Origin of the sequence: Pseudomonas subflava (assembly GCF_023823685.1) — a bacterium.
GTDB lineage: Bacteria > Pseudomonadota > Gammaproteobacteria > Pseudomonadales > Pseudomonadaceae > Aquipseudomonas > Aquipseudomonas subflava.
On sequence record NZ_JAMXBF010000006.1, the window covers coordinates 291,210 to 316,124 of the forward strand.

Annotated in this window: 25 protein-coding genes; 17 read left to right on the forward strand and 8 right to left on the reverse strand. The window is 66.4% G+C overall.

Translation table 11 applies throughout. The features are described 5' to 3' along the window. Positions 1–76: 76 nt before the first annotated feature. Positions 77–2,818: an aconitate hydratase AcnA gene (gene acnA, locus NF616_RS10510; RefSeq protein WP_252273204.1), complete on the reverse strand. Its 2,742-nt coding sequence runs from the start codon at positions 2,816–2,818 to the stop codon at positions 77–79. A 130-nt stretch (positions 2,819–2,948) separates the two neighbouring features. On the opposite strand from acnA, the gene rlmM reads away from it, so the two are divergent. The 3 genes from rlmM (at position 2,949) to NF616_RS10525 (ending at position 4,857) form a co-directional block, all read left to right on the forward strand. Continuing rightward, positions 2,949–3,998 carry a 23S rRNA (cytidine(2498)-2'-O)-methyltransferase RlmM gene (gene rlmM, locus NF616_RS10515; protein WP_252273205.1) on the forward strand — a complete coding sequence of 350 codons (1,050 nt, stop codon included), beginning with the start codon at positions 2,949–2,951 and terminating at the stop codon, positions 3,996–3,998. 131 nt (positions 3,999–4,129) lie between these two features. Beyond that, positions 4,130–4,369, forward strand: coding sequence for a sulfurtransferase TusA (gene tusA, locus NF616_RS10520; protein WP_252273206.1), 240 nt, complete (start codon positions 4,130–4,132; stop codon positions 4,367–4,369). A gap of 35 nt (positions 4,370–4,404) precedes the next feature. Next, positions 4,405–4,857 (forward strand): gamma-glutamylcyclotransferase family protein, encoded by a 453-nt coding sequence (locus NF616_RS10525; protein WP_252273207.1) that lies wholly within the window; start codon positions 4,405–4,407, stop codon positions 4,855–4,857. On the opposite strand, the gene NF616_RS10530 is transcribed toward NF616_RS10525, so the two are convergent. After that, on the reverse strand, positions 4,815–6,221 hold the full coding sequence (locus NF616_RS10530; protein WP_252273208.1) for an MATE family efflux transporter: 1,407 nt from the start codon (positions 6,219–6,221) through the stop codon (positions 4,815–4,817). The genes NF616_RS10525 and NF616_RS10530 overlap by 43 nt on opposite strands. Before the next feature lie 143 nt (positions 6,222–6,364). Here NF616_RS10530 and pdxB point away from each other — a divergent pair, with 143 nt between their 5' ends. After that, positions 6,365–7,495, forward strand: a complete 1,131-nt coding sequence (pdxB, locus tag NF616_RS10535) for a 4-phosphoerythronate dehydrogenase PdxB (RefSeq protein ID WP_252273209.1) — start codon at positions 6,365–6,367, stop codon at positions 7,493–7,495. A gap of 8 nt (positions 7,496–7,503) precedes the next feature. On the opposite strand, the gene NF616_RS10540 is transcribed toward pdxB, so the two are convergent. Then, positions 7,504–7,671: a PA1571 family protein gene (locus tag NF616_RS10540; RefSeq protein ID WP_252273211.1), complete on the reverse strand. Its 168-nt coding sequence runs from the start codon at positions 7,669–7,671 to the stop codon at positions 7,504–7,506. A gap of 112 nt (positions 7,672–7,783) precedes the next feature. Between NF616_RS10540 and NF616_RS10545 the strand changes: the two genes are divergently transcribed. From NF616_RS10545 to NF616_RS10565, 5 genes are read left to right on the forward strand one after another with little or no spacing between them, the layout of a single operon-like run. Continuing rightward, positions 7,784–8,896, forward strand: coding sequence for an ATP-NAD kinase family protein (locus NF616_RS10545; RefSeq protein ID WP_252273212.1), 1,113 nt, complete (start codon positions 7,784–7,786; stop codon positions 8,894–8,896). 14 nt (positions 8,897–8,910) lie between these two features. Continuing rightward, the gene (locus NF616_RS10550; RefSeq protein WP_252273213.1) at positions 8,911–9,309 is read left to right on the forward strand and encodes a GFA family protein; all 399 of its coding nucleotides are present in this window, start codon (positions 8,911–8,913) and stop codon (positions 9,307–9,309) included. Positions 9,310–9,311: 2 nt separating this feature from the next. After that, positions 9,312–9,884 carry a DUF1287 domain-containing protein gene (locus tag NF616_RS10555; RefSeq protein ID WP_252273214.1) on the forward strand — a complete coding sequence of 191 codons (573 nt, stop codon included), beginning with the start codon at positions 9,312–9,314 and terminating at the stop codon, positions 9,882–9,884. Between the two features lie 53 nt (positions 9,885–9,937). Beyond that, positions 9,938–10,369 (forward strand): thiol-disulfide oxidoreductase DCC family protein, encoded by a 432-nt coding sequence (locus NF616_RS10560; protein WP_252273215.1) that lies wholly within the window; start codon positions 9,938–9,940, stop codon positions 10,367–10,369. Next, a complete protein-coding gene (locus tag NF616_RS10565) occupies positions 10,366–12,144 on the forward strand; it encodes an ABC transporter transmembrane domain-containing protein (RefSeq protein WP_252273216.1) in 1,779 nt (592 codons plus the stop codon). The genes NF616_RS10560 and NF616_RS10565 overlap by 4 nt, the downstream gene beginning before the upstream one ends. Before the next feature lie 119 nt (positions 12,145–12,263). On the opposite strand, the gene rhtA is transcribed toward NF616_RS10565, so the two are convergent. From rhtA to NF616_RS10580, 3 genes are all read right to left on the reverse strand, one after another. Then, positions 12,264–13,124, reverse strand: coding sequence for a threonine/homoserine exporter RhtA (rhtA, locus tag NF616_RS10570; RefSeq protein ID WP_252273217.1), 861 nt, complete (start codon positions 13,122–13,124; stop codon positions 12,264–12,266). 153 nt (positions 13,125–13,277) lie between these two features. Then, a complete protein-coding gene (gene ppnP / locus NF616_RS10575) occupies positions 13,278–13,559 on the reverse strand; it encodes a pyrimidine/purine nucleoside phosphorylase (RefSeq protein ID WP_252273218.1) in 282 nt (93 codons plus the stop codon). Between the two features lie 81 nt (positions 13,560–13,640). Next, entirely contained in the window at positions 13,641–14,183 is a 543-nt protein-coding gene (locus NF616_RS10580) for a 3'-5' exonuclease (protein ID WP_252273219.1), read from the reverse strand. A gap of 143 nt (positions 14,184–14,326) precedes the next feature. Here NF616_RS10580 and NF616_RS10585 point away from each other — a divergent pair, with 143 nt between their 5' ends. Then, positions 14,327–15,199 carry an NAD(P)-dependent oxidoreductase gene (locus tag NF616_RS10585; RefSeq protein ID WP_252273221.1) on the forward strand — a complete coding sequence of 291 codons (873 nt, stop codon included), beginning with the start codon at positions 14,327–14,329 and terminating at the stop codon, positions 15,197–15,199. Between the two features lie 266 nt (positions 15,200–15,465). Here NF616_RS10585 and NF616_RS10590 read toward each other — a convergent pair whose 3' ends face one another. Continuing rightward, positions 15,466–15,807, reverse strand: coding sequence for a DMT family protein (locus NF616_RS10590; RefSeq protein WP_192398343.1), 342 nt, complete (start codon positions 15,805–15,807; stop codon positions 15,466–15,468). A gap of 132 nt (positions 15,808–15,939) precedes the next feature. On the opposite strand from NF616_RS10590, the gene NF616_RS10595 reads away from it, so the two are divergent. Further along, positions 15,940–16,191, forward strand: a complete 252-nt coding sequence (locus NF616_RS10595; protein ID WP_252273222.1) for a YkgJ family cysteine cluster protein — start codon at positions 15,940–15,942, stop codon at positions 16,189–16,191. A 63-nt stretch (positions 16,192–16,254) separates the two neighbouring features. After that, a complete protein-coding gene (locus NF616_RS10600; protein ID WP_252273223.1) occupies positions 16,255–16,863 on the forward strand; it encodes an START domain-containing protein in 609 nt (202 codons plus the stop codon). 62 nt (positions 16,864–16,925) lie between these two features. Here the strand turns inward: NF616_RS10600 and gltA are convergent, their stop codons facing one another. Continuing rightward, positions 16,926–18,212 (reverse strand): citrate synthase, encoded by a 1,287-nt coding sequence (gene gltA / locus NF616_RS10605; protein ID WP_252273224.1) that lies wholly within the window; start codon positions 18,210–18,212, stop codon positions 16,926–16,928. Between the two features lie 351 nt (positions 18,213–18,563). On the opposite strand from gltA, the gene sdhC reads away from it, so the two are divergent. The 5 genes from sdhC (at position 18,564) to NF616_RS10630 (ending at position 24,898) form a co-directional block, all read left to right on the forward strand. Continuing rightward, positions 18,564–18,950: a succinate dehydrogenase, cytochrome b556 subunit gene (gene sdhC / locus NF616_RS10610; RefSeq protein ID WP_252273225.1), complete on the forward strand. Its 387-nt coding sequence runs from the start codon at positions 18,564–18,566 to the stop codon at positions 18,948–18,950. Continuing rightward, a complete protein-coding gene (gene sdhD, locus NF616_RS10615; protein ID WP_252273226.1) occupies positions 18,944–19,312 on the forward strand; it encodes a succinate dehydrogenase, hydrophobic membrane anchor protein in 369 nt (122 codons plus the stop codon). The genes sdhC and sdhD overlap by 7 nt, the downstream gene beginning before the upstream one ends. Before the next feature lie 3 nt (positions 19,313–19,315). Further along, the gene (sdhA, locus tag NF616_RS10620; protein WP_252273228.1) at positions 19,316–21,091 is read left to right on the forward strand and encodes a succinate dehydrogenase flavoprotein subunit; all 1,776 of its coding nucleotides are present in this window, start codon (positions 19,316–19,318) and stop codon (positions 21,089–21,091) included. Between the two features lie 11 nt (positions 21,092–21,102). Beyond that, positions 21,103–21,822, forward strand: a complete 720-nt coding sequence (locus tag NF616_RS10625) for a succinate dehydrogenase iron-sulfur subunit (RefSeq protein WP_252273229.1) — start codon at positions 21,103–21,105, stop codon at positions 21,820–21,822. Between the two features lie 244 nt (positions 21,823–22,066). Next, positions 22,067–24,898, forward strand: coding sequence for a 2-oxoglutarate dehydrogenase E1 component (locus tag NF616_RS10630; RefSeq protein ID WP_252273231.1), 2,832 nt, complete (start codon positions 22,067–22,069; stop codon positions 24,896–24,898). Positions 24,899–24,915: the final 17 nt, after the last annotated feature.

The following is a 24,915-nucleotide window of genomic DNA, read 5'->3' on the forward strand; positions in this document are numbered from 1 at the left end:
CCTACATGGAGCGTTGCTCTACACGGAGCGTCGCCCGACGTAGGGTGGCCTCGCCGCGCAGCGGCAGCCCACCGCATCATCCCCTGAGCAGCTGACGCAGCACGTAGTGCAGGATGCCGCCGGCCTTGAAGTACTCCACTTCGTTCTGCGTGTCGATGCGGCAGAGGACCTCCACCAACTGATGGCTGCCGTCCTCACGCTGAATGTCCAGCTCCAGGGTCATCTGCGGCCGCAGTTCGACGCCCTCCAGCCCGCGGATATCCACCTTTTCCCGGCCGCTCAGGCCGAGGCTCTTGCGGTCCTGGCCCGGCTTGAACTGCAGCGGCAGCACGCCCATGCCCACCAGGTTGGAGCGGTGGATGCGCTCGAAGCTCTCGGCGATCACCGCCTTCACCCCGAGCAGGTTGGTGCCCTTGGCCGCCCAGTCGCGGGACGAGCCGGTGCCGTACTCCTTGCCGGCGAAGATCACCAGCGGCACGCCCTCGGACTGGTAGCGCATGGCCGCGTCGTAGATGGCCAGCTTGTCGCCGCCGGGCAGGTGCAGGGTGTTGCCGCCTTCCTCGCCACCGAGCATCTCGTTTCTGATGCGGATGTTGGCGAAGGTGCCGCGCATCATCACCTCGTGGTTGCCGCGCCGCGAGCCGTAGGAGTTGAAGTCCACCGGTGCCACGCCGTGTTCGCTGAGGTAGCGCCCGGCGGGGCTGTCCTTCTTGATGTTGCCGGCCGGCGAGATGTGGTCGGTGGTCACCGAGTCGCCGAGCAGGGCGAGAACCCGCGCGCCCTGGATGTCGCCGACCCGTGGCGGGGCGTCGGCGATGCCTTCGAAGAACGGCGGGTGCTGGATGTAGGTGGAATCGGTCTGCCATTCGTAGGTCGCCGCCTGCGGCACGGCGATGGCCTGCCATTGGGCGTCACCGGCGAACACCTCGGCGTATTCCTTGCGGAACATGGCGGTGTCGACCTTGCCGATGGCCTCGGCGATTTCCAGCTGGCTCGGCCAGATGTCCCTGAGGTACACCGGCTGGCCGTCCTTGCCGGTGCCCAGCGGGTCGCGGCTCAGGTCGATGCGCACGCTGCCGGCCAGGGCGTAGGCCACCACCAGCGGCGGCGAGGCCAGCCAGTTGGTCTTCACCAACGGATGCACGCGGCCCTCGAAGTTGCGGTTGCCGGACAGCACCGAGGCCACCGTCAGGTCGGCGCTCTGGATCGCCTGCTCGATGGGCTCCAGCAGCGGGCCGGAGTTGCCGATGCAGGTGGTGCAGCCGTAGCCGACCAGGTCGAAGCCCAGCTGGTCCAGGTAGGGCGTCAGGCCGGCGGCCTTGAAGTATTCGGTGACCACCTTGGAGCCGGGCGCCAGCGAGCTCTTCACCCAGGGCTTGCGGGTCAGGCCCTTTTCCACCGCCTTCTTCGCCAGCAGGCCGGCGGCCATCATCACGCTGGGGTTGGAGGTGTTGGTGCAGGAGGTGATCGCTGCGATCACCACCGCGCCGTGCTGCAGGCGGTGAGTGGCGCCTTCATAGCGGTATTCGGCCTCGTTGACCTGGGCGGCATTGCCCACTGCCACGCCGCCGCCACCTTCGCTGAGCAGGCGGCCTTCCTCCTTGCTCGGCGGCTTCAGCTGCACGCCGAGGAAGTCCTCGAAGGCGGCCGGCACGTCCGGCAGCGCGACACGGTCCTGCGGGCGTTTAGGGCCGGCCAGGCTGGCTTCGACGCTGCCCAGGTCCAGCGCCAGGCTGTCGGTGAACACCGGCTCTTGGCCGGGCAGGCGCCACAGGCCCTGGGCCTTGGCGTAGGCTTCCACCAGCTGCACGCTCTGTTCCGGGCGGCCGGACAGGCGCAGGTAACCCAGGGTGATGTCGTCCACCGGGAAGAAGCCACAGGTGGCGCCGTACTCCGGCGCCATGTTGGCGATGGTGGCGCGGTCGGCCAGCGGCAGGTCGGCGAGGCCGTCGCCGTAGAACTCGACGAATTTCCCCACCACGCCTTTCTTGCGCAGCATCTGGGTAACGGTCAGCACCAGGTCGGTGGCGGTGATGCCCTCACGCAGCTTGCCGCTGAGCTTGAAACCGATCACCTCGGGAATCAGCATCGACACCGGCTGGCCGAGCATGGCCGCCTCGGCCTCGATACCGCCCACGCCCCAGCCGAGTACGCCGAGGCCGTTGACCATGGTGGTGTGCGAATCGGTGCCTACCAGGGTGTCGGGGAAGGCCCAGGTGGCGCCGTTCTCGTCCTTGGTCCACACGGTGCGGGCCAGATATTCCAGGTTCACCTGGTGGCAGATGCCGGTGCCCGGCGGCACCACGCTGAAGTTGTCGAAGGCGTTCTGCCCCCAGCGCAGGAAGGCGTAGCGCTCGCCATTGCGCTGCATCTCGATGTCGACGTTCTGCTCGAAGGCGGCGGCGGACGCGTAGCGATCGACCATCACCGAGTGGTCGATGACCAGGTCCACCGGCGACAGCGGGTTGATCTTCTGCGGGTCGCCGCCGGCCTTGGCCATGGCCGCGCGCATGGCGGCCAGGTCGACCACGGCGGGTACGCCGGTGAAGTCCTGCATCAGCACTCGCGCCGGGCGGTACTGGATCTCGTGATCGGAGGTGCGCGGGCCGAGCCAGCCGACCATGGCGCGGATGTCCGCTGCGCTGACGGTGTGTTCATCCTCGAAGCGCAGCAGGTTCTCCAGCAGCACCTTGAGCGACATGGGCAGGCGGTCGATTTCGCCGAGGTTCTTGGCGGCCTCGGGCAAGCTGTAATAGAAGTAGGTCTTGTCGCCCACCTTCAATTCACGTCGGCAATTCAGGCTATCCAGGGAAGGCATTATCAGACTCCTGCTCGGTTGAGCTTTTGAAACTAGACCTTCAGGTCAGCTCCTGCCACTGGTCTGGACCGGCCGGGCGCGCCTGGGGTTCCCGAGTTCGCTATCATGCGCGCCCTGAGGAGAACCCCGGATGAACATTCTGCTACTGCATTGCCGCCCCGGCTTCGAGGGCGAGGTCTGCGCCGAGATCAGCGACCACGTCGCGCGCCTCGGTGTGGCCGGTTATGCCAAGGCCAAGCCGAACAGCGCCCATGCCGAATTCACCTGCCTGGAGCCCGGCGGCGCCGAGCGATTGATGCGAGGCCAGCGCTTCAACCGGCTGATCTTTCCGCGCCAGTGGGCGCGGGGCGACTATCTGCCACTGCCGGAAACGGACCGCATCAGCGTGCTGCTGCAGGCCCTGGCCGACTACCCGGTGTGCGGCAGCCTGTGGCTGGAGGTATTCGATACCAACGACGGCAAGGAGCTGTCGAACTTCTGCAAGAAGTTCGAGGGGCCGCTGCGCAAGGCGCTGGAAAAGGCCGGCAGGCTGGTCGAGGACGCGAGCAAGCCGCGCCTGCTGCTGACCTTCAAGAGCGGCCGCGAAGTCTTCCTCGGTCTGGCCGAGGCCGACAACCAGGCGCCCTGGCCGATGGGCATCCCGCGCCTGAAATTCCCCCGCGAGGCGCCGAGTCGCTCGACCCTCAAGCTGGAGGAGGCCTGGCACTTCTTCATTCCGCGCGAGCAGTGGGGCGCACGCCTGTCGGATGAGATGACCGGCGTCGACCTCGGGGCCGCCCCCGGTGGCTGGACCTACCAGCTGGTGCGCCGCGGCATGTTGGTCACCGCCATCGACAATGGCCCCATGGCCGAGAGCCTGATGGACACCGGCCTGGTGACCCACCTGATGGTCGACGGTTTCACCTGGAAGCCCAAACAGCCGGTGGACTGGATGGTCTGCGACATCGTCGAGAAGCCGGCGCGCACCACGGCGATGGTCGAGGAGTGGATCGGCGGCGGGCACTGCCGCGAGGCGGTGGTCAACCTCAAGCTGCCGATGAAGCAGCGCTACGCCGAAGTCTGCAAGCTGCTGCAGCGCCTGGAAGATGCGTTCGCCGAACGCAGGATCAAGGTCTCCATCGCCTGCAAGCAGCTGTACCACGACCGCGAGGAAGTCACCTGCCACCTGCGCCGTCACTGAGGCGTGGGCGCCGCGGGTGAGCGGCGCTCGCCGCCGAGCCCAGGTGTCGCCGCCGGCCACCGTTCGGCCTCCCGCGCTGGGCGCGTCTGACCCTTTGCGCCACAATAGCCGCCTGTTTTCCGGAGTAGCCCATGTCCCAGCAACCCGACGCCATCCTCGACGCCTGCGGCCTCAACTGCCCGGAGCCGGTGATGATGCTGCACAACAAGGTGCGCGACCTGCCGGCCGGCGGCCTGCTCAAGGTGCTCGCCACCGACCCCTCGACCAAGCGTGACATTCCCAAGTTCTGCCTGTTCCTGGGGCACGAGCTGCTGGAGCAGGGCGAGGACGCGGGCACCTATCTGTACTGGATTCGCAAGAAGCTCGATTGATCCACCGGCGCCCGCGCTGGCGCCCCGAGTTCCCCATGCCTTATTACTTCGCCTACGGCTCCAACATGAACCCCGCACGCATGCAGGCCCGCGGGCTCGTGGTGGAGGAGATGATGGCCGCGCGCCTGCCGGGCTACGCCCTGAGCTTCAACAAGCGCGCCCTCGACCAGCCCGGTCGGGCCTACGCCAACATCCGCCATCAGGCCGGCGGCGTGGTGGAGGGCGTGCTGTACCGGCTGGCGGACGAACGCGAGATCCTCAAGCTGGATGTGTTCGAAGGCACGCCCATCAACTACAGCCGCGAGCGCATGCGCGTCGAGACCGAGCGCGGCGCCATCTCCGCCTGGCTTTATATCGCCAATCCGGCCTGGCGCAGCGACGGGCTGGCGCCCAGCAGCGGCTACCTGGCCCATCTGCTGGCCGGGCGCGAGTTGCTGTCCGCGGACTACTGGGCGGCGCTGGCCGCCACCGTCGCACTGGCCGACTGAATGCGGATCTGCCGGCGCGCGCTGCGCTGCAGGCGGATGCCGAGCAGCACGGCGGCGCAGGTCAGGCCGACCACCAGGCCCTGCCACAGGCCCTTCGGCCCGGAAGGCTCGCCGAACAGGTCGCTCAGGCCCAGGGCGTACCCCACCGGCAGGCCGATGCCCCAGTAGGCGAACAGGGTGAAGACCATGGTCGCGCGGGTGTCCTGATAGCCGCGCAGGGCGCCGGCGGCGGTGACCTGGATGGCGTCGGAGAACTGGAACAGCGCGGAGTAGACGATCAGCCCGCCGGCGATGACGATCACCTCGGGGGCCGAGGTGTAGATCTGCGCGATCTCGTGGCGCAGTGCGAACATCAGGCTCGCCGACAGGCAGGCGTAGCCCAGCGCCGTGCCCATCGCCACGCCCGCGGCGAAGCGCGCCTCGCGCGGCTGACTGCGGCCCAGCGCCTGGCCGACCCGCACCGTGGCGGCCATGCCCAGCGAGTAAGGGATCATGAACACCAGCGAGCTGAAGTTCAGGGCGATCTGGTGGCCGGCCACCACCGTGGCGCCCAGGCCGCCGATCAGCAGGGCGATGACCGAGAAGATGCTTGCCTCGGCGAAGATCGACACGCCGATCGGCACGCCGATCGACAGCAGGCGCCGGATCACCGGCCACTGCGGTCGGTCGAAGCGCACGAACAGCTGGCTGGCCCGATAGTAGGGCGCGCGCCGCACCCACCACAGCAGGGCCAGCAGCATGGCCCACATGACGATGCCGCTGGCCCAGCCGCAGCCAACGCCGCCCAGCGCCGGCAGGCCGAGGTGGCCGTAGATCAGCACGTAGTTGAGCGGGATGTTCAGCAGCAGGCCGGCGATGCCGATGACCATGGTCGGCCGGGTGTGGCCCAGACCGTCGCTGAAGCAGCGCAGCACCTGGTAGATGGCCACCGCGGGAAAACCGACGGCGATGCCCTGCAGGTAGCGCATGGACATGTCGGTCAGCGCCGGCTCCACCTGCATCAGGCGCAGCACCGGCGTGGCATGCCACAGGGCCAGGCCGGCCAGGCAGCCGATGGCCAGGCCCAGCCACAGGGCCTGGCGCACCAGCGGGCCGATCTCCGCGTGCTGGCCGGCGCCGAAGCGCTGCGCCACCTTGGGCGTGGTGGCCAGCAGCAGCCCGGTCATCAGCAGGTACACCGGCACCCACAGCGAGTTGCCCAGGGCCACGGCGGCCAGGTCGCGGGCGCCGACACGGCCGGCCATCACGGCGTCGACGAAGCCCATGGCGGTGTGCGCCAGCTGGGCAATGATGATCGGTGTCGCCAGGGCCAGCAGGGCGCGCAATTCGGCCATGGCTCGGGCGGAACGGGAGAGGGCGGGCATGGAGGGTCCGGCGGGAGGAGCGAAGAGGCGCGCTAGTCTAGCCCTGTCCTCCCGGTCAGCAAAGTGCTTGCGCGCGGTCGCATGCCGGCCGCGACGAAATCCGGGCGGGCCCTTAGAATGGCCGCTCGTGATTGGAGTGCCCCATGCAGATAGTCGCCGACGAAAACATCCCGCTGCTCGACGAGTTCTTCTCCACCTTCGGCGCGATTCGTCGTCACCCCGGCCGCGCCATCGACCGCGCCGCGCTGGGCGACGCCGAGGTGCTGCTGGTGCGCTCGGTGACCCGCGTCGACCGCGCGCTGCTCGAAGGCAGCCAGGTGCGCTTCGTCGGCACCTGCACCATCGGCACCGACCATCTCGACCTGGACTACTTCGCCGAGGCCGGCATCGCCTGGTCCAGCGCCCCCGGCTGCAACGCCCGCGGCGTGGTGGATTACGTGCTGGGCTGCCTGCTGGCGCTGGCCGAGCGCAGCGGTGCACGGCTGGCCGAGCGTCGCTATGGGGTGGTCGGCGCCGGCCAGGTCGGCGGGCGCCTGGTCGAGGTGATGCGTGGCCTGGGCTGGAATGTGCGGGTCTGCGATCCGCCGCGCCAGGCCGCCGAGGGCGGCGACTTCGTCGACCTGCAGACCATCCTGCGCGAGTGCGACGTGATCAGCCTGCACACACCGCTGGATGCCGGCACCCGCCACTTGTTGGGCGCCGAGCAGTTGCGCGCGCTGCAGCCCGGTGCCTGGCTGATCAACGCCAGTCGCGGTGCGGTGGTCGACAACGCGGCGCTCAAGGCCCACCTGCAGAGTGGCGCCGACCTCGAGGTGGCGCTGGATGTATGGGAGGGCGAACCGCTGGCCGATCCCGAGCTGGCCGCGCTGTGCCGGATCGCCACGCCGCATATCGCCGGCTACAGCCTGGACGGCAAGCTGCGCGGCACCGCGCAGATCTACCGGGCCTATTGCGAGCGCATGGGGCTGGAGGAGGCGGTGCAGCTGGACGACCTGTTACCGCCGGCCTGGCTGGGCGAGCTGACGCTGCACGAGGATGCCGATATCGACTGGGCGCTGGCGACCCTGTGCCGTGCGGTCTACGACCCGCGGCGCGACGATGCGGATTTCCGCCGCAACCTGGTCGGCGATGCGGCCCGTCGCAAGGCGGCGTTCGACGCGCTGCGCAAGCACTATCCCTATCGCCGCGAGATCGACGGCCTGCGGGTGCAGCTGGTGGGTGAGGCGCCGCACCTGGCGGCGCTGGCGGCCGCGCTGGGGTGCGGGATTTCCTGAGGCTCGTCTCAGGAGGCGCGGCGCGCGGGCTGCCAGGTCTGGTCCAGTTCGCGGCAGGCCTGCTGGATCATCTGCTCGGTGATGGGGATTTCCCGGCCCTGAGCATCGATGATGGCGCCACCGACCGGCTGTTGCGGGTTGAAGGGGAATTCACGGTTCTGCTGTTGTGCGTTCATGGCCGACTCTCTCCTGGCTGTGGGGCGCAGTCTAGGCAGGGCATATGAAAGCGCCGTTACAGCGGCGCGACAGTGTTTCGGGCGCCGGCAGGTGCCGTGATGTGGAGTGGTTATGAGCGTTTTCCATCTGGGTCTGATCATCAACCCGCTGGCCGGCCTCGGCGGCCCGGCGGCGCTCAAGGGCAGCGACGGCGTGGCCGCCGAGGCCCTGGCCCGTGGCGCCGAGCCGCGTGCGGCGGAGCGTACGCGCATCGCCCTGGAATGCCTGCGGCCGGTGGCCGGGCGGCTGGAGTTCGTCACGTTCCCCGGGCCCATGGGCGCCGACCTGCTGGCCGAGCTGGGTTACGCCCACCGGGTGCTCGGCAGCCTGGGCGAAGGCCCGACCACCGCGGCGGACACCCAGGCCGCGGTGCACGCCCTGCAGGACGCCGGCTGCGCGCTGATCCTGTTCGCCGGCGGCGACGGCACCGCGCGTGATGTGTGCAGCGCGGTGCGCGAGGATCAGCCGGTGCTGGGCATTCCCGCCGGGGTGAAGATCCATTCCGCGGTCTACGCCATCAGCCCGCGCGCCGCCGGGCAAATGGCCCTGCGCCTGATCGAGGGCCGCCTGGTGCGGCTGTCCAGCGGCGAGGTGCGCGATATCGACGAGGCAGCCCTGCGCGACGGCAAGGTCGGCTCGCGTCACTACGGCGAGATGTGCGTGCCGGTGGAGGGCGAGTTCATGCAGCACGTCAAGCAGGGCGGCATGGAGTCCGAGGAACTGGTGCTGGTGGACCTGGCCGACTGGCTGGCCGAGAGCTGGGAGGAGGGCGTGCGCTATGTGTTCGGCCCCGGCTCGACGCTGCACGGCCTGGCGCAGAACCTGAATCTCGAGACCACGCTGCTGGGAGTGGACGTGGTCGAGAACGGCACGGTGATCGCCCGCGACGTCACCGAGGCGCAGCTGTTCGAACTGGTCGACGGTCACTCGGCGCGCCTGCTGGTCACCGCCATCGGCGGCCAGGGCCATATCCTCGGCCGCGGCAACCAGCAGATCAGCCCGCGGGTGCTGCGCGCCATCGGCCTCGACCACCTGCGGGTCGTCGCCACCAAGCGCAAGCTCGGCACCCTGGAGGGCAGACCACTGTTGGTGGACAGCGGCGATCCTGCGCTGGATGACGCCTTCCCGGATGCGGTACGGGTGTGGGCGGGTTACAAGGAAGAACTGTTGTATCCAGTGCGTTGAGCCAGGAGGGAGCCATGCACCAGGGAAGCTGTCTGTGCGGCGATGTCCGCTACCGGATCGAGGGCGAGCTGCCGCCGATCCAGCTGTGCCACTGCAGCCAGTGCCGCAAGGCGCAGGGTGCGCCGTTCGCCAGCAACATCCCGATCGACGAATCCGCCTTCCAGTTGCTCAGCGGTGCTGAGCGTCTGCAGGCGTTCGAGTCCTCGCCGGGCAAGCAGCGGGTGTTCTGTTCGCGCTGCGGCTCGCCGATCTACAGCCGCACCAGTAAGCTGCCGGGCGTGCTGCGCATCCGCGCCGGCAGCCTCGAGGGTGAAGTGGCCAGCCGGCCCGGCTGGCATATCTTCGCCGACTCCAGGGCCAACTGGTGGGAGCTGCAGGACGATCTGCCGCGCTACGCCGAACGCAAGGAGTAGCCATGCGTGTGTTGCTACTGTGGCTGTTCCTGTTTGTCATGCCCGCCTGGGCCGCGGCCATCGACCCGCAGCAGCTGGTCGACGACGCCCGCCGCCAGGTCGGCGTGACCCTGGGTTACGACCCGGTCTACCGGCAGCTCGACTACCCCGGCGGCGACGTGCCGCTGAGCACCGGCGTGTGCACCGACGTGGTGATACGCGCCCTGCGCGAGCAGGGCCTGGACCTGCAGAAGCGCGTGCACGAGGACATGCGCGGCCACTTCGCTGCCTACCCGCGCAACTGGGGGCTGACGCGTGCGGACCGCAATATCGACCACCGCCGGGTGCCCAACCTGATGACCTGGTTCCAGCGCCAGGGCATGGCGCTGAAGGTGAGCGACAAGCCGGTGGACTACCGGCCCGGCGACATCGTCACCTGGGACCTTGGCCGCGGCCTGACCCATATCGGCATCGTCTCCGACCGCCAGGGCACGGGCGGCGTGCCGTTGATCCTGCACAACATCGGGCGCGGCACGCAGGAAGAAGACATCCTGTTCAGCTTCCGCATCACCGGCCATTATCGGCTCGCTCGATAGGCCGTCGTTTCGCCCGATGGGTTAGCATCCGCCTAACCAATCCGGAGATAGCGATGGCCCTCCCACCCCATATTCAGGCCGGCGAGCGCGTGGTGCTGTTCGATGGCGTATGCCGGCTGTGCAACGGCTGGGCGAAATTCCTGATTCGCCATGACCGCGAGAGGCGCTTCCGTCTGTGTTCGGTGCAGTCCGCCGAGGGGCAGGCGATCCTGGCCTGGTTCGGTCTGCCCACCGACGCTTTCGAGACCATGGCCTATGTCGAGGGCGAGACGCTGTTCGTGCGCTCCGACGCCGTGCTGCGCATCGTCGCCCAGCTGCCCGGTGCCTGGCGCCTACTGGCCGTCCTGCGCTGCCTGCCGCGCGTGTTGCGCGACTGGTGCTACGACCGCATCGCTCTGAACCGCTATCGCCTGTTCGGCCGCTACGACAGCTGCCTGCTGCCGGACCCGGACCACGACCGCCGTTTCCTCGAGTCCCGCCAATGAGCCTGCTGTCTTCGGGCCGGCGCCAGGCACTGCGCCTGGCCTGGCGCTTCGTCGCGCCATACCGCTGGCGCCTGGCCGGCGCCCTGGCGGCGCTGCTGTTCACTGCCGCCATCACCCTGTCCATGGGCCAGGGCATTCGCCTGCTGGTGGACCAGGGCCTGGCGACCCAGTCGCAGGCGGCGCTCAACCATTCCATCGGCCTGTTCTTCGTGCTGGTGCTGGCCCTGGCCGTCGGCACCTTCAGCCGTTTCTACCTGGTCAGCTGGATCGGCGAGCGTTTCGTCGCCGATATCCGCCAGCGCGTGTTCGACCACCTGATCGGCCTGCACCCGGGCTTCTACGAGAGCAACCGCGCCTCGGAGATCCAGTCGCGGCTGACCGCCGACACCACGCTGCTGCAGACGGTGATCGGCTCCTCGCTGTCCATGGCCCTGCGCAACGGCATCATGCTGATCGGCGGCATCGTCCTGCTGTTCGTCACCAATGCCAAGCTCAGCGCCATCGTGGTCTGTTCGTTGCCGCTGGTGGTGGCGCCGATCCTGCTCTTCGGCCGCCGGGTGCGCGCGTTGTCCCGGCAGACCCAGGACCGGGTCGCCGACGTGGGCAGCTACATCGGCGAGACCCTGGGCCAGATCAAGACGGTGCAGGCCTACAACCACCAGGCCCAGGACCAGGCGCGCTTCGCCGGTACGGTAGAGGCGGCGTTCGCCACGGCCGGCAAGCGCATTCGCCAGCGCGCCTGGCTGATCACCACGGTGATCGTCCTGGTGCTGGGCGCGGTGGGCGCCATGCTCTGGGTCGGCGGCATGGACGTGATCGCCGGGCGCATCAGCGGCGGCGACCTGGCCGCGTTCGTGTTCTATAGCCTGATCGTCGGCATGGCCTTCGGCGCCATCAGCGAGGTGATCGGCGAACTGCAGAGCGCGGCCGGCGCCGCCGAACGCATCGCCGAGCTGCTGCGCACACGCAACCTGATCAGCGCGCCGCCGGAAGGCGAGCGGCTGCACCTGCCCGAACGGGTCAGCGGCGCGCTCGAGCTGCGCGGCGTGCGCTTCAGTTATCCGAGCCGCCCGGAGCATCCGGCCATCGATGGCATCGACCTGAGCGTGCGCGCCGGCGAGACCCTGGCGCTGGTCGGCCCCTCTGGCGCCGGCAAGTCGACCCTGTTCGACCTGCTGCTGCGCTTCTTCGACCCGCAGGAGGGCGAGGTGCTGGTCGAGGGGCTGCCGATCTGGCGCCTCGATCCGGCCGATCTGCGCCGCTGCTTCGCGCTGGTGTCGCAGAACCCGGCGCTTTTTTATGGCAGCGTGGCGGACAACCTGCGCTACGGCCGGCCCGACGCCAGCGACGCGGAGGTCGAGGCGGCGGCGCGTGCGGCGCATGCCCACGAATTCATCGAGCGCTTGCCGCAGGGCTACCAGACCCACCTGGGCGAGGCGGGTCTCGGCCTCTCCGGCGGCCAGCGCCAGCGCCTGGCGATTGCCCGCGCGCTGCTCACCGACGCGCCGATCCTGCTGCTCGACGAGGCCACCAGCGCGCTGGACGCCGAGAGCGAACACCTGATCCAGCAGGCCCTGCCGGGACTGATGCGTGGGCGCACCACCCTGGTGATCGCCCATCGCCTGGCCACGGTGAAGAACGCCGACCGCATCGCGGTGATCGACCGCGGCCGCCTGCAGGCCATCGGCAGCCATGGCGAGCTGGTGCAGAGCAATCCGCTGTATGCCCGGCTGGCGCAGCTGCAGTTCAATACCGAGCGTCGCGAGCGCGACTGAGGCCAAGGCGGAGAGGGATCTCCGCGTGGTGGCCAACTTCGCCTGGTGATGCTCCGCCAGCCGATCTGCATCGTGGCGCCATGCCCGCCTGCGATGGGGACGGCGTGCGCCGACTCTGCTCAGTCGTGCTGCCGCGGCTTGATGGTCGCCGCCGCGCCCGTCGAGGCGAGGATGATGGCGCCGATCGCCAGCCACTGGGTCGGGCTGAGCACCTCGCTGAGGAAGATCAGCCCGGAGAGCGCGGCGATGGCCGGCTCCAGGCTCATCAACACGCTGAAGGTGCGCGCCGGCAGGCGGGTGAGGGCGATCATTTCCAGGCTGTAGGGCAGGGCCGAGGACATCACCGCCAGGGCCAGCGCCACCGGCAGCAGGTCCAGCGAAAACAGCCCGCTGTCGACCTGCCAGAGCCCCACCGGGAACACCAGCAGGGCGGCGACCACGGTGCCGAATGCCACGGTCTGCGCGCCGTGGGCGGCACCGGCCTTCTGCCCAAAGAGGATGTACAGCGCCCAGCAGACCCCGGCGCCCAGGGCCAGGGCCATGCCCAGCGGGTCGAGGTGGTCACTGGCGCTGGTGTCCGGCAGCAACAGCCAGAGGCCGAGCGCGGCCAGGACGATCCAGGCGAAGTCCAGCAGACGGCGCGAGGAGAACAGCGCCAGGGCCAGCGGGCCGGTGAATTCCAGGGCGACGGCGATGCCCAGCGGGATGGTCTTCAGCGACATGTAGAACAGCAGGTTCATCGCCCCCAGCGACAGTCCGTAACCGAGCAGGGAGCGCCACGCGGCGAAGTTCGGACGCGTGCGCCAGGGGCGCATGACCAGGCAGAGGATCAGCGCCGCCAGGCTCAGGCGCAGCGCGGTGGTGCCCTCGGGACCGACCAGCGGGAACAGGCTCTTGGCCAGGGAGGCGCCACTCTGGATGGACGTCATGGCGACCACCAGCAGGGCGATGGGCAACGCTATCGAGGTGGCGCGAGGCATGGGGGAATTCCAGAGAAGCGCTAGCAGGGTGCGTGGTGCGCACCTTGGCACGGTGTCGGCCTGTCGGTGCGGCGCAGCCTACGACAGCGCGTGGCCAACGGATGGCCAATAAAAAACCGGCCGCCAGGGCCGGTTCATTCAACCCGGCCCGACTCAGCGATATTCGCAGAGGTAGGCGGTGTCCACGGCGACCTTCAGCTGGAACTTGCTGTTGCCCGGTACGGTGAACTGGCTGCCGGCGGCGAAGGTTTCCCAGCTCTCGCTGCCCGGCAGCTTGACGATCAGCTCGCCGGCCACCACGTGCATCACTTCCAGCTGGGCGGTGCCGAATTCGTACTCGCCGGGGGCCATCACGCCGATGGTGGCCGGGCCTTCGGCCATGGTGAAGCCGATGGATTTGACGGTGCCGTCGAAGTATTCGTTGACCTTGAACATGGCGGGTTCCTCGGGAGGGGCTAAAAAGGCCCGCCAGTATGCCCAAGGCGGAGGGCGCCGTCAGCTCTGCAACCCGCTGATTCAGGGGGCAAATATCAGTGGCAACAGGCGTGCGGTGTTGCGCGCGTCTTCCAGCGCGCGGTGCTGCTGGCCCTGGAACTGCAGCCCGGTCAGCTGCAGGGCGCCGTTGAGCCCCACCGGGCGCTTGAGCTGGCGGCTCTCGGCAAAGCGCTGCTTGAGGTTGTGGTGGGGAAGTTCCTGCAGGCAGCTGTGTAGGCCATGGCGCTGCCATTCCAGTTGCAGCTGGCGGCGGTCGTAGTCGCCCCAGCTGCCCCAGCCCACCAGGTGCGCCAGGTGCGACTCCAGCCAGCGCTCGAACTGCGGCCAGACCACGTCCAGTGCCTGGGCGCCGTCGACCTGGGCCTGGTCGATATGCGTCAGCTCGCGGCAGAAGGCGGTGAGGCAGGGGCGGCGCAGTGGGCGCACGAAGCGCTGGAAATGCTCCAGCTCATGGCCATCGGCGGCTACCAGGCTGGCGCCGATCTCGATGATCTCCATGTCTTCCACGGGCCAGCCGCCTTCTTCGGTGGTGGCCTCCAGGTCGATGATCAGCCATTGGCGCATGCGTCCCTCCTTAGCTGCTGGCCAGTATGGTCGGGCTCGACGCGCCGGGCAAAGCGCCGCGCACAGTTTTGCCGCTCGGCTGTATCGGCCGGCGTGGCGTTGATCCGGGCTATGCTTGGGCCTCGTTCAACGAGGAGGTGGGCATGGCGAAGGTGGCTTTCATCGGTCTGGGGGTGATGGGGTTTCCCATGGCCGGACATCTGGCGTGCGAGGGTCATGAGGTCTGCGTGTACAACCGCAGCCCCGACAAGGCCCGGTTGTGGCAGGACGAATTTGCCGGCGAGACGGCGCGGACCCCGCGTGAGGCTGCCCAGGGCGCCGAGCTGGTGATGACCTGCGTCGGCAACGACGACGATCTGCGCAGTGTGGTGCTCGGCGCGGACGGTGCCTTCGCCGGCATGGCGGCCGGTGCCGTGCTGGTCGACCACACCACCGCCTCGGCCAATGTCGCCCGCGAGCTGGCGGCGGTCGCGGCGAAGAAGGGGCTCGGCTTCCTCGATGCGCCGGTATCAGGTGGTCAGGCCGGCGCCGAGAACGGCATGCTGACGGTGATGGTCGGCGGCGAGGAGGCTTTTTATAAGCGTGCCGAACCGGTGATCGACGCCTACGCCAAGATGATCAAGTTGATGGGCCCGGTCGGCAGCGGCCAGCTGACCAAGATGGTCAACCAGATCTGCATCGGTGGCCTGGTCCAGGGGTTGTCCGAGGCCCTGCATTTCGCTCAGTGCGCCGGCCTCGACGGCCACGCGGCGATGGAGGTGATCAGCAAGGGCGCGGCGCAGTCGTGGCAGCTGGAGAACCGCCACCAGACCATGCTGGAGGGCAAGTTCGATTTCGGCTTCGCCGTGGACTGGATGCGCAAGGACCTGTCGATCCTGCTGGAAGAGGCCCGCCGCAATGGCGCGCAGCTGCCGGTGACGGCGCTGGTCGATCAGTTCTATTCCGATGTACAGGCGATGGGCGGTGGCCGCTGGGATACATCCAGCCTGATTGCCCGTCTCAAGCAGCGCCCCTGAGAACCTGTCTACGATCTGCTGCGCGTCGGCCAGGCGTCGTTAAAAACAGGCGGGACGCGGCGTCTCGGAATGCTCATTTGCCATTCGTGAGCTCGGATGCGAGCCCAGTCCGCTTCTTCCCCTGTTTTTGCGGGGCCGCCGAGGCCTAGCTTGGCTCCAGCTCGCGAAATCGTAGACAGGTTCTACGTCGCATCGCCCGCCCGGCCCCGGGCGGGCTTACTGGCGTCATTCGCCGCCCGTTTCGACGTGCTCAGCCGCCGCGCGCCTCAGGCGCGGAAGATAAAGTACACCGCGCCGAGCAGGCACAGGCCCGCCCACAGGTAGTCCAGCTTCAGCGGCTGCTGCATCACGTAGACGCTGAAGGGGACGAACACCGCCAGGGTGATGACCTCCTGCATGATCTTCAGCTGGCCCACCGACATCTCGGTGTAACCGATGCGGTTGGCCGGCACCATGATCAGGTACTCGAACAGCGCGATGCCCCAGCTGACCAGCGCCGCGACCAGCCACGGCTTGCTGTTCATGGTCTTCAGATGGCCGTACCAGGCGAAGGTCATGAAGATGTTGGAGAGGGTGAGCAGGGCGGCGGTTTGCATCCAGACCGGCATGACAGGCGTCTCGTGGGGGAAAGCGGCAAGCCTAATGGCCGCCACGCGGCCGGCCAAGCCCCTCGAGCGGCGGCGATGGATCGAGACGGGCGCAGGCGTTAACATCGCGCCCGCTCAGCGCATGAGGTCTTCATGGAGTGTCGTCCCGGCTGCGGTGCCTGCTGCATCGCGCCTTCCATCAGTTCACCGATTCCCGGATTGCCGCAGGGCAAGCCCGCCGGGGAGCGCTGTCCGCACCTTACCGCCGAATTTCGCTGCGCCATCTTCGGTCGCCCCGAGCGGCCGAGCGTCTGCGCGGGCTTCGCCGCCGCCGACTATGTCTGTGGCAATAGCCGCGAGGAGGCGATCCGCCTGATCGGCTGGCTGGAACAAGCCACCGCCTGATCGAATCGAACCCCTAGGTCCGGTCGCGTCGTGCAGCGGACCTTTTTTCACCAAGGAGCAATGATGATTTCGTTGAGTCGAGCGGCCGCAATTTGCGGTCTCGGTCTGCTGGCAAGCGGCCTGGCCCATGCCGAGGACTGGAAACTGGCCAAGGACGAGGATGGCATCAAGGTCTACCTGAGCGAGGTGCAGGGCTCCAAGTACAAGGCCTACCGTGGTGTGACCACCATCGCCAGCGATGTCGCTTCCCTGCGCGCGCTGCAGGAGGACGTCGACGGTTCGTGCAAGTGGATCCATGCCTGCGCCGAGCAGAAGCTGTTGAAGCACGAAGGCGCCGAGAGCTGGGTCTACACCCGCTTCGACATGCCCTGGCCGGTGGAGGCGCGGGATTCGGTGCTGCACGTGGTGTCGGAGGAGGGCGCCGATGGCAGCGTGCTGCGCAAGCTGGACGGTCAGCCGCAGTACCTGCCGAAGGAGGACGGTTATACCCGTGTGGCCAGCCTGCAGGGCTTCTGGAAGTTCGTGCCGCAGGGCGACGGCAGGGTCGAAGTGACCTATCAGGTACACACCGAGCCGGGTGGCAGCGTGCCGTCCTGGCTGGCCAACAGCTTCGTGGTCGAAGCGCCGTTCAATACCCTCAGCGGTCTGCGCGCGCTGGCCGAGAAGCGCTGAGCAGCCGGCGGAAATGAAAAAGGCTGCCGATTGGCAGCCTTTTTATTGCTCGGCAGCGGCGCTTACTTGCGCGCTTCCACCGCGACGAAGTCACGCTTGTCGTAGCCGGTGTACAGCTGGCGCGGACGGCCGATCTTGTACGGACCGGAGAGCATTTCCTTCCAGTGCGAAATCCAGCCGACGGTGCGCGCCAGGGCAAAGATCACGGTGAACATGCTGGTCGGGATACCGATGGCCTTGAGGATGATGCCCGAGTAGAAGTCCACGTTCGGGTACAGGTTGCGCTCCTTGAAGTACGGATCGTTGCGGGCGATCTCGTCGAGCTTCATGGCCAGCTCCAGCTGCGGGTCGTTGATGCCCAGCTCGGCCAGCACTTCGTCGCAGGTCTGCTTCATCACCTTGGCGCGCGGGTCGAAGTTCTTGTACACGCGGTGGCCGAAGCCCATCAGCTTGAACGGATCGTTCTTGTCCTTTGCCTTGGCGATGTACTTGTCGATGTTCTCGACGCTGCCGATCTCGTCCAGCATAGTCAGCACCGCCTCGTTGGCGCCGCCGTGGGCCGGGCCCCAGAGGGCGGCGATGCCGGCGGCGATACAGGCGAACGGGTTGGCACCCGACGAGCCGGCCAGGCGTACGGTGGAGGTGGAAGCGTTCTGCTCATGGTCGGCATGCAGGACGAAGATGCGGTCCATGGCCTTGGCCAGCACCGGGCTGATCGGTTTGATCTCGCACGGGGTGTTGAACATCATGTGCAGGAAGTTTTCCGCGTAGTTCAGGTCGTTACGCGGGTACATCATGGGCTGGCCCATGGAGTACTTGTAGGTCATGGCGGCGATGGTCGGCATCTTGGCGATCAGACGCATGGCCGACACTTCGCGGTGGTGCGGGTTATTGATGTCCAGCGAGTCGTGGTAGAAGGCGGAGAGGGCGCCGACCACGCCACACATGATGGCCATCGGGTGGGCATCGCGGCGGAAACCGTTGAAGAAGTTCTTCAGCTGCTCGTGAACCATAGTGTGGTTCTTGATGGTGCTGACGAACTTGGCTTTTTCTTCGGCGTTGGGCAGTTCGCCGTTCAGCAGCAGGTAGCAGGTTTCCAGGTAATCGGATTTCTCTGCCAGCTGTTCGATGGGATAGCCGCGGTGCAGCAGGACACCGGCGTCGCCATCGATATAGGTGATCTTCGACTCGCAAGAGGCGGTCGACATAAAGCCAGGATCAAAGGTGAAGCGACCCGTGGCGGTCAGGCCCCTCACGTCGACTACATCGGGACCCACGGTGCCGGTCAGTACGGGCAGCTCTACGGGGGCATTGCCCTCGATGATCAACTGCGCTTTTTTGTCAGCCATGTGTGGCCTCCTGTTTATGCTTGGAATCATCTGACAGCCCCCCACGCAGGGCCCGGGACACTATAGAGACATAAATCTGAAAGTCAATTTGCCAGAACCCAGACAGCAGAGGGGTTCCAGCCGGTTTTGAAGGGGCGGGGAACGGCCTAATACGTCATTTATTAATGGCGCGCAATCCGCTTTTTAGGGTGGGCCATTGCATTGTCATTAGTGTCCTAACTGTCTATACTCTGCGCCCGGCCGTCAGGGGCTTGAAAGCCCATAAACAGGCGGCTGGCACTCCCTTTGGTGAAGGGGTACCTGACCAGTGCACTTCCCGACAACTTGCCCTGCTTGTTAGGGGCCTCTAGTGTGAAAAAAGCCGTGAATAGCCAACGACCTGTAAACCTAGATCTCAGGACCATAAAACTCCCGATCACAGCTTATACGTCCATTCTGCACCGTATTTCCGGTGTCATCCTCTTCCTGGGTATCGTCATCGTGCTCTTCGCACTCGACAAATCCCTGGCCTCCGAGGAAGGCTTCGCAGAAGTTCAGGCGTACCTGGCCAGCCCGCTGGCGAAGCTGATCATCTGGGGTCTGCTGTCCGCCCTGCTGTATCACCTGGTGGCCGGCGTGCGCCACCTGATCATGGACATGGGTGTCGGCGAGTCGCTGGAAGGCGGCAAGCTGGGCTCGAAGATCGTCATCGCCGTCTCGGTGGTGGTCATCGTTCTGGCGGGGGTCTGGGTATGGTAACCAACGTAACCAACTTCTCGCGCTCGGGCCTCTATGACTGGATGGTTCAGCGCGTATCGGCGGTCGTTCTCGCGGCTTATTTCCTGTTCCTGATCGGCTACATGGTGGTCAATCCGGGCATCGGCTACGCCGAATGGCATGGCCTGTTCTCCCACACTGCGATGCGCATCTTCAGCCTGCTGGCTCTGGTCGCGCTGATCGTGCACGCCTGGGTCGGTATGTGGACCATCACCACCGACTACCTGACGCCCATGGCCATCGGCCGCTGGGCGACCGGTGTGCGTTTCCTCGTCCAGGCGGCTTGCGGCGTGCTCCAGTTCGTCGTGTTCGTCTGGGGTGTGCAGATTCTGTGGGGTTTCTGATTCATGGCTAGCATTCGTACTCTTTCTTATGACGCCATCATCGTCGGTGGTGGCGGTGCCGGCATGCGTGCCGCGCTGCAACTGGCCCAGGGTGGTCACAAGACCGCCGTGGTGACCAAGGTCTTCCCGACCCGTTCGCACACTGTTTCCGCCCAGGGCGGCATCACCTGCGCCATTGCCTCGGCCGACCCGAACGACGACTGGCGCTGGCACATGTACGACACTGTCAAGGGCTCCGACTACATCGGTGACCAGGACGCGATCGAATACATGTGCTCCGTCGGTCCGGAAGCCGTGTTCGAGCTCGAGCACATGGGTCTGCCGTTCTCCCGTACCGAACAGGGTCGCATCTATCAGCGTCCGTTCGGTGGCCAGTCCAAGGGTCCAGACAATCCGTCCGTCCAGGCTGCCCGTACCTGCGCCGCGGCCGACCGTACCGGTCACGCCCTGCTGCACACCCTGTACCAGGCCAACCTGAAGGCCGGCACCTCGTTCCTCAACGAGTGGTACGCCGTGGACCTGGTGAAGAACCAGGACGGCGCCATCGTCGGCATCATCGCCATCTGCATCGAGACCGGCGAAACCGTCTACATCCGCTCCAAGGCCGTGGTTCTGGCCACCGGCGGTGCTGGCCGTATCTACGCCTCCACCACCAACGCCCTGATCAACACCGGCGACGGCGTGGGCATGGCCCTGCGTGCCGGCGTACCGGTGCAGGACATCGAGATGTGGCAGTTCCATCCGACCGGCATCGCCGGCGCTGGTGTACTGGTCACCGAAGGTTGCCGTGGCGAAGGTGGTTACCTGATCAACGCCCATGGCGAGCGCTTCATGGAGCGTTACGCTCCGAACGCCAAGGACCTGGCCGGTCGCGACGTGGTCGCCCGCTCCATGGTCAAGGAAGTGATCGCCGGCAACGGCTGTGGCCCGGACAAGGACCACGTGCTGCTGAAGCTCGATCACCTCGGCGAGGAAGTGCTGCACAGCCGCCTGCCGGGCATCTGCGAACTGTCCAAGACCTTCGCCCATGTCGACCCGGTACTCGCTCCGGTTCCGGTGATCCCAACTTGCCACTACATGATGGGCGGCGTTGCCACCAACATTCATGGCCAGGCCATCACCCAGGACATCAACGGCAACGACAAGATCATCGAAGGTCTGTTCGCCGTGGGCGAAGTCGCCTGCGTATCGGTACACGGTGCCAACCGTCTGGGCGGCAACTCGCTGCTCGACCTGGTCGTGTTCGGCCGCGCCGCCGGCCTGCACCTGGAAAAAGCGCTGAAAGAAGGCGTGGAAGTCCGTGGTGCCAGCGAAACCGACATCGAGGCTTCCCTGAAGCGTCTGTCCGGCGTCAACGAGCGCAGCACCGGCGAAGACGTGGCTCCGCTGCGTAAAGAACTGCAGCAGTGCATGCAGAACTACTTCGGTGTGTTCCGTACCGGCGAATACATGAAGAAGGGCATCGCCCAGCTGGCCGATCTGCGTCAGCGTATCGCCAACGTCAAGATCGCCGACAAGAGCCAGGCCTTCAACACCGCGCGTATCGAAGCGCTGGAGCTGCAGAACCTGCTGGAAGTGGCCGAAGCCACTGCCATCGCCGCCGACACCCGTACCGAGTCCCGTGGCGCTCACGCCCGCGAAGACTACGAGGATCGCGACGACGAGAACTGGCTGTGCCACTCCCTGTACTTCCCGGGTGAGAAGCGCGTGTCCAAGCGCGCCGTCAACTTCGCGCCGAAGACCGTTCCGGCGTTCGAACCCAAAGTACGTACTTATTAAGGGTGGCCACCATGTCTCTTGGTAACACTTTGCAAGTCAGCGTTTATCGCTACAACCCGGAAAAGGACGCCGCGCCGTTCATGCAGGACTTCACCGTCCAGATCGACGGCAAGGATCTGATGGTGCTCGACGTACTGGCCCTGATCAAGGAACAGGACGAAGGCTTCTCCTACCGTCGCTCCTGCCGTGAAGGCGTGTGCGGTTCGGACGGCATGAACATCAGCGGCAAGAACGGCCTGGCCTGTATCACCCCGATCTCCACCGTGGTGAAGGGCGATAAGCTGGTGATCCGTCCGCTGCCGGGTCTGCCGGTCATTCGTGACCTAGTCGTCGACATGAGCATCTTCTACAAGCAGTACGAGAAGGTGCAGCCATTCCTGCAGAACGATACCCCGGCTCCGGCCATCGAACGTCTGCAGAGCCCGGAAGAGCGCGAGAAGCTGGACGGTCTGTACGAGTGCATCCTGTGCGCGTGCTGCTCCACCAGCTGCCCGTCCTTCTGGTGGAACCCGGACAAGTTCCTCGGTCCCGCCGCGCTGCTGCAGGCCTACCGCTTCCTGGCCGACAGCCGCGACACCAAGACCGCAGAGCGTCTGGCGTCCCTGGACGATCCGTTCAGCGTGTTCCGCTGCCGCGGCATCATGAACTGCGTGAACGTGTGCCCGAAGGGTCTGAATCCGACCAAGGCCATCGGTCACGTACGCAACATGCTGCTGCAGAGCGGTACCTGATACACGGCTTCACGCAACACCTGCGCCGGCGGATCGATTCGCCGGTGCAGTAAAGCCAGAGCCCCAGCTCACAAAGCCAGGGTTCTTATTTTGAAAGAAAATGACGACCAGCAGGGGCATCCGGGCTGGTACCCGGACTATCTGCGGGATCCGTAGTGGCTTATCAGGTCGCTGCTTCAGGACTTCGAATGGCCAAGCTACGGCTTCCACGCCGGTGGTGTCCCCTTACCGAGGGTGACCAAGCATGCAAGAAAGCGTGATGCAGCGCATGTGGGAAAGCGCCCACCTATCCGGTGGTAACGCGGCCTACGTGGAAGAGCTCTATGAGCTCTACCTGCACGATCCCAACGCTGTGCCCGAAGAGTGGCGCACCTACTTCCAGAAACTGCCGGCCGACGGCAATGCCGCCACCGACGTTTCGCACTCCACTGTCCGCGATCATTTCGTGCTGCTGGCGAAGAACCAGCGCCGCGCTCAACCGGTTTCCGCCGGGAGCGTCAGCAGCGAGCACGAGAAGAAGCAGGTGGAAGTCCTGCGCCTGATCCAGGCATACCGCATGCGCGGCCACCAGGCCTCGGCACTCGACCCGCTGGGTCTGTGGCAGCGTCCTGCGCCGGCCGATCTGGCGGTCAACCACTATGGCCTGACCAACGCCGACCTCGACACCACCTTCCGTACCGGTGAGCTTTACATCGGCAAGGAGGAGGCGACTCTACGAGAAATCCACGAGGCGCTGCAGCAGACATATTGTCGCACCATCGGTGCAGAGTTCACCCATATCGTCGATTCCGAGCAGCGCAAGTGGTTCCAGCAGCGCCTGGAAAGCGTGCGCGGCCGCCCGGCCTATTCGGCCGAGGTGCAGGGCCACCTGCTCGAGCGTCTGACCGCGGCCGAGGGCCTGGAAAAGTACCTGGGCACCAAGTACCCGGGCACCAAGCGCTTCGGCCTGGAAGGCGGCGAGAGCCTGATTCCGCTGCTGGACGAGATCATCCAGCGTTCCGGCTCCTACGGCGCTCAGGAAATCGTCATCGGCATGGCCCACCGCGGCCGCCTGAACGTGCTGGTCAACACCTTCGGCAAGAACCCGCGCGACCTGTTCGACGAGTTCGAAGGCAAGCAGGTCGAGGGTCTGTCCTCCGGCGACGTGAAGTACCACCAGGGCTTCTCCTCCAACGTCATGACCGCGGGCGGCGAAGTGCACCTGGCGCTGGCATTCAACCCTTCGCACCTGGAGATCGTCTCCCCGGTGGTCGAAGGTTCGGTGCGCGCCCGCCAGGATCGCCGCAACGACTCGACCGGCGACAAGGTACTGCCGATTTCCATCCACGGTGACGCGGCGTTCGCCGGTCAGGGCGTGGTCATGGAAACCTTCCAGATGTCGCAGACCCGTGCCTACAAGACGGGCGGCACCATCCACATCGTGATCAACAACCAGGTTGGCTTCACCACCAGCCGTGCCGACGACGCGCGTTCGACCGAATACGCCACCGACGTGGCGAAGATGATCCAGGCGCCGATCCTGCACGTGAATGGCGACGACCCGGAAGCGGTGCTGTTCGTCACCCAGCTGGCCGTCGACTACCGCATGCAGTTCAAGCGTGACGTGGTCATCGACCTGATCTGCTACCGCCGCCGCGGCCACAACGAGGCCGACGAGCCGAGTGGCACCCAGCCGCTGATGTACCAGCAGATCGCCAAGCAGCGCACCACCCGCGAGCTGTATGCCGAGAGCCTGGTGCAGGCCGGCCGTGTCGCCGACGACGCAGTCACTGCCCGCATCGAGGAATACCGCAGCGCGCTGGATAACGGCCAGCACGTGGTCAAGAGCCTGGTCAAGGAGCCGAACAAGGAGCTGTTCGTCGACTGGAAGCCGTACCTGGGCCACGCCTGGACCGCGCGCCACGATACTCGCTTCGAGCTGAAGACCCTGCAGGACCTCGCCAGCAAGCTGCTGGAGATCCCGGAAGGCTTCGTGTTGCAGCGTCAGGTCTCCAAGGTGCTGGAAGACCGCGCCAAGATGACTGCCGGCGCCATGCCGATCAACTGGGGCTACGCCGAGAACCTGGCCTACGCCACCCTGCTGTTCGAGGGCCACCCGGTACGCATGACCGGCCAGGACGTCGGCCGCGGCACCTTCTCGCACCGCCATGCGGCGCTGCACAACCAGAAGGACGCGACCACCTACCTGCCGCTGCAGAACCTCTACGAGGGTCAGCCGCGCTTCCAGCTGTACGACTCCTTCCTCTCGGAAGAGGCGGTGCTGGCGTTCGAATACGGCTACTCCACCACCATGCCCAACGCGCTGGTGATCTGGGAGGCCCAGTTCGGCGACTTCGCCAACGGCGCCCAGGTGGTGTTCGACCAGTTCATTTCCAGCGGTGAGCACAAGTGGGGCCGTCTGTGCGGCCTGACCATGCTGTTGCCGCACGGCTATGAAGGGCAGGGCCCGGAGCACAGCTCCGCGCGGCTGGAACGCTATCTGCAGCTGTGCGCCGAGCACAACATGCAGGTGTGCGTACCGACCACCCCGGCGCAGGTCTACCACATGCTGCGTCGTCAGGTGATCCGCCCGCTGCGCAAGCCGCTGGTGGTACTGACGCCCAAGTCGCTGCTGCGCCATCCGCTGGCCATCTCGACCCTGGAAGAACTGGCCGAAGGCTCGTTCCAGACCGTCATCGGCGAGATCGATCAGATCGACCCGCAGAAGGTCGAGCGCGTGGTCCTGTGCAGCGGCAAGGTGTACTACGATCTGCTGGCCAAGCGCCGTGCCGAGGGTCGTGAGGACATCGCCATCGTGCGCATCGAGCAGCTCTATCCGTTCCCGGAAGACGACCTCACCGAAGCGCTGGCACCGTATAAGAACCTCAAGCACATCGTCTGGTGTCAGGAAGAGCCGATGAACCAGGGCGCTTGGTACTGCAGCCAGCACCACATGCGTCGTGTCGCTTCCGCGCACAACAAGGAGCTCTTCCTTCAGTACGCCGGCCGCGATGCCTCGGCCGCTCCGGCCTGTGGTTACGCATCGATGCACGCCGAACAGCAGGAAAAACTGCTGAACGACGCCTTTACTGTCTAACGCCTTCGTGCACGGAG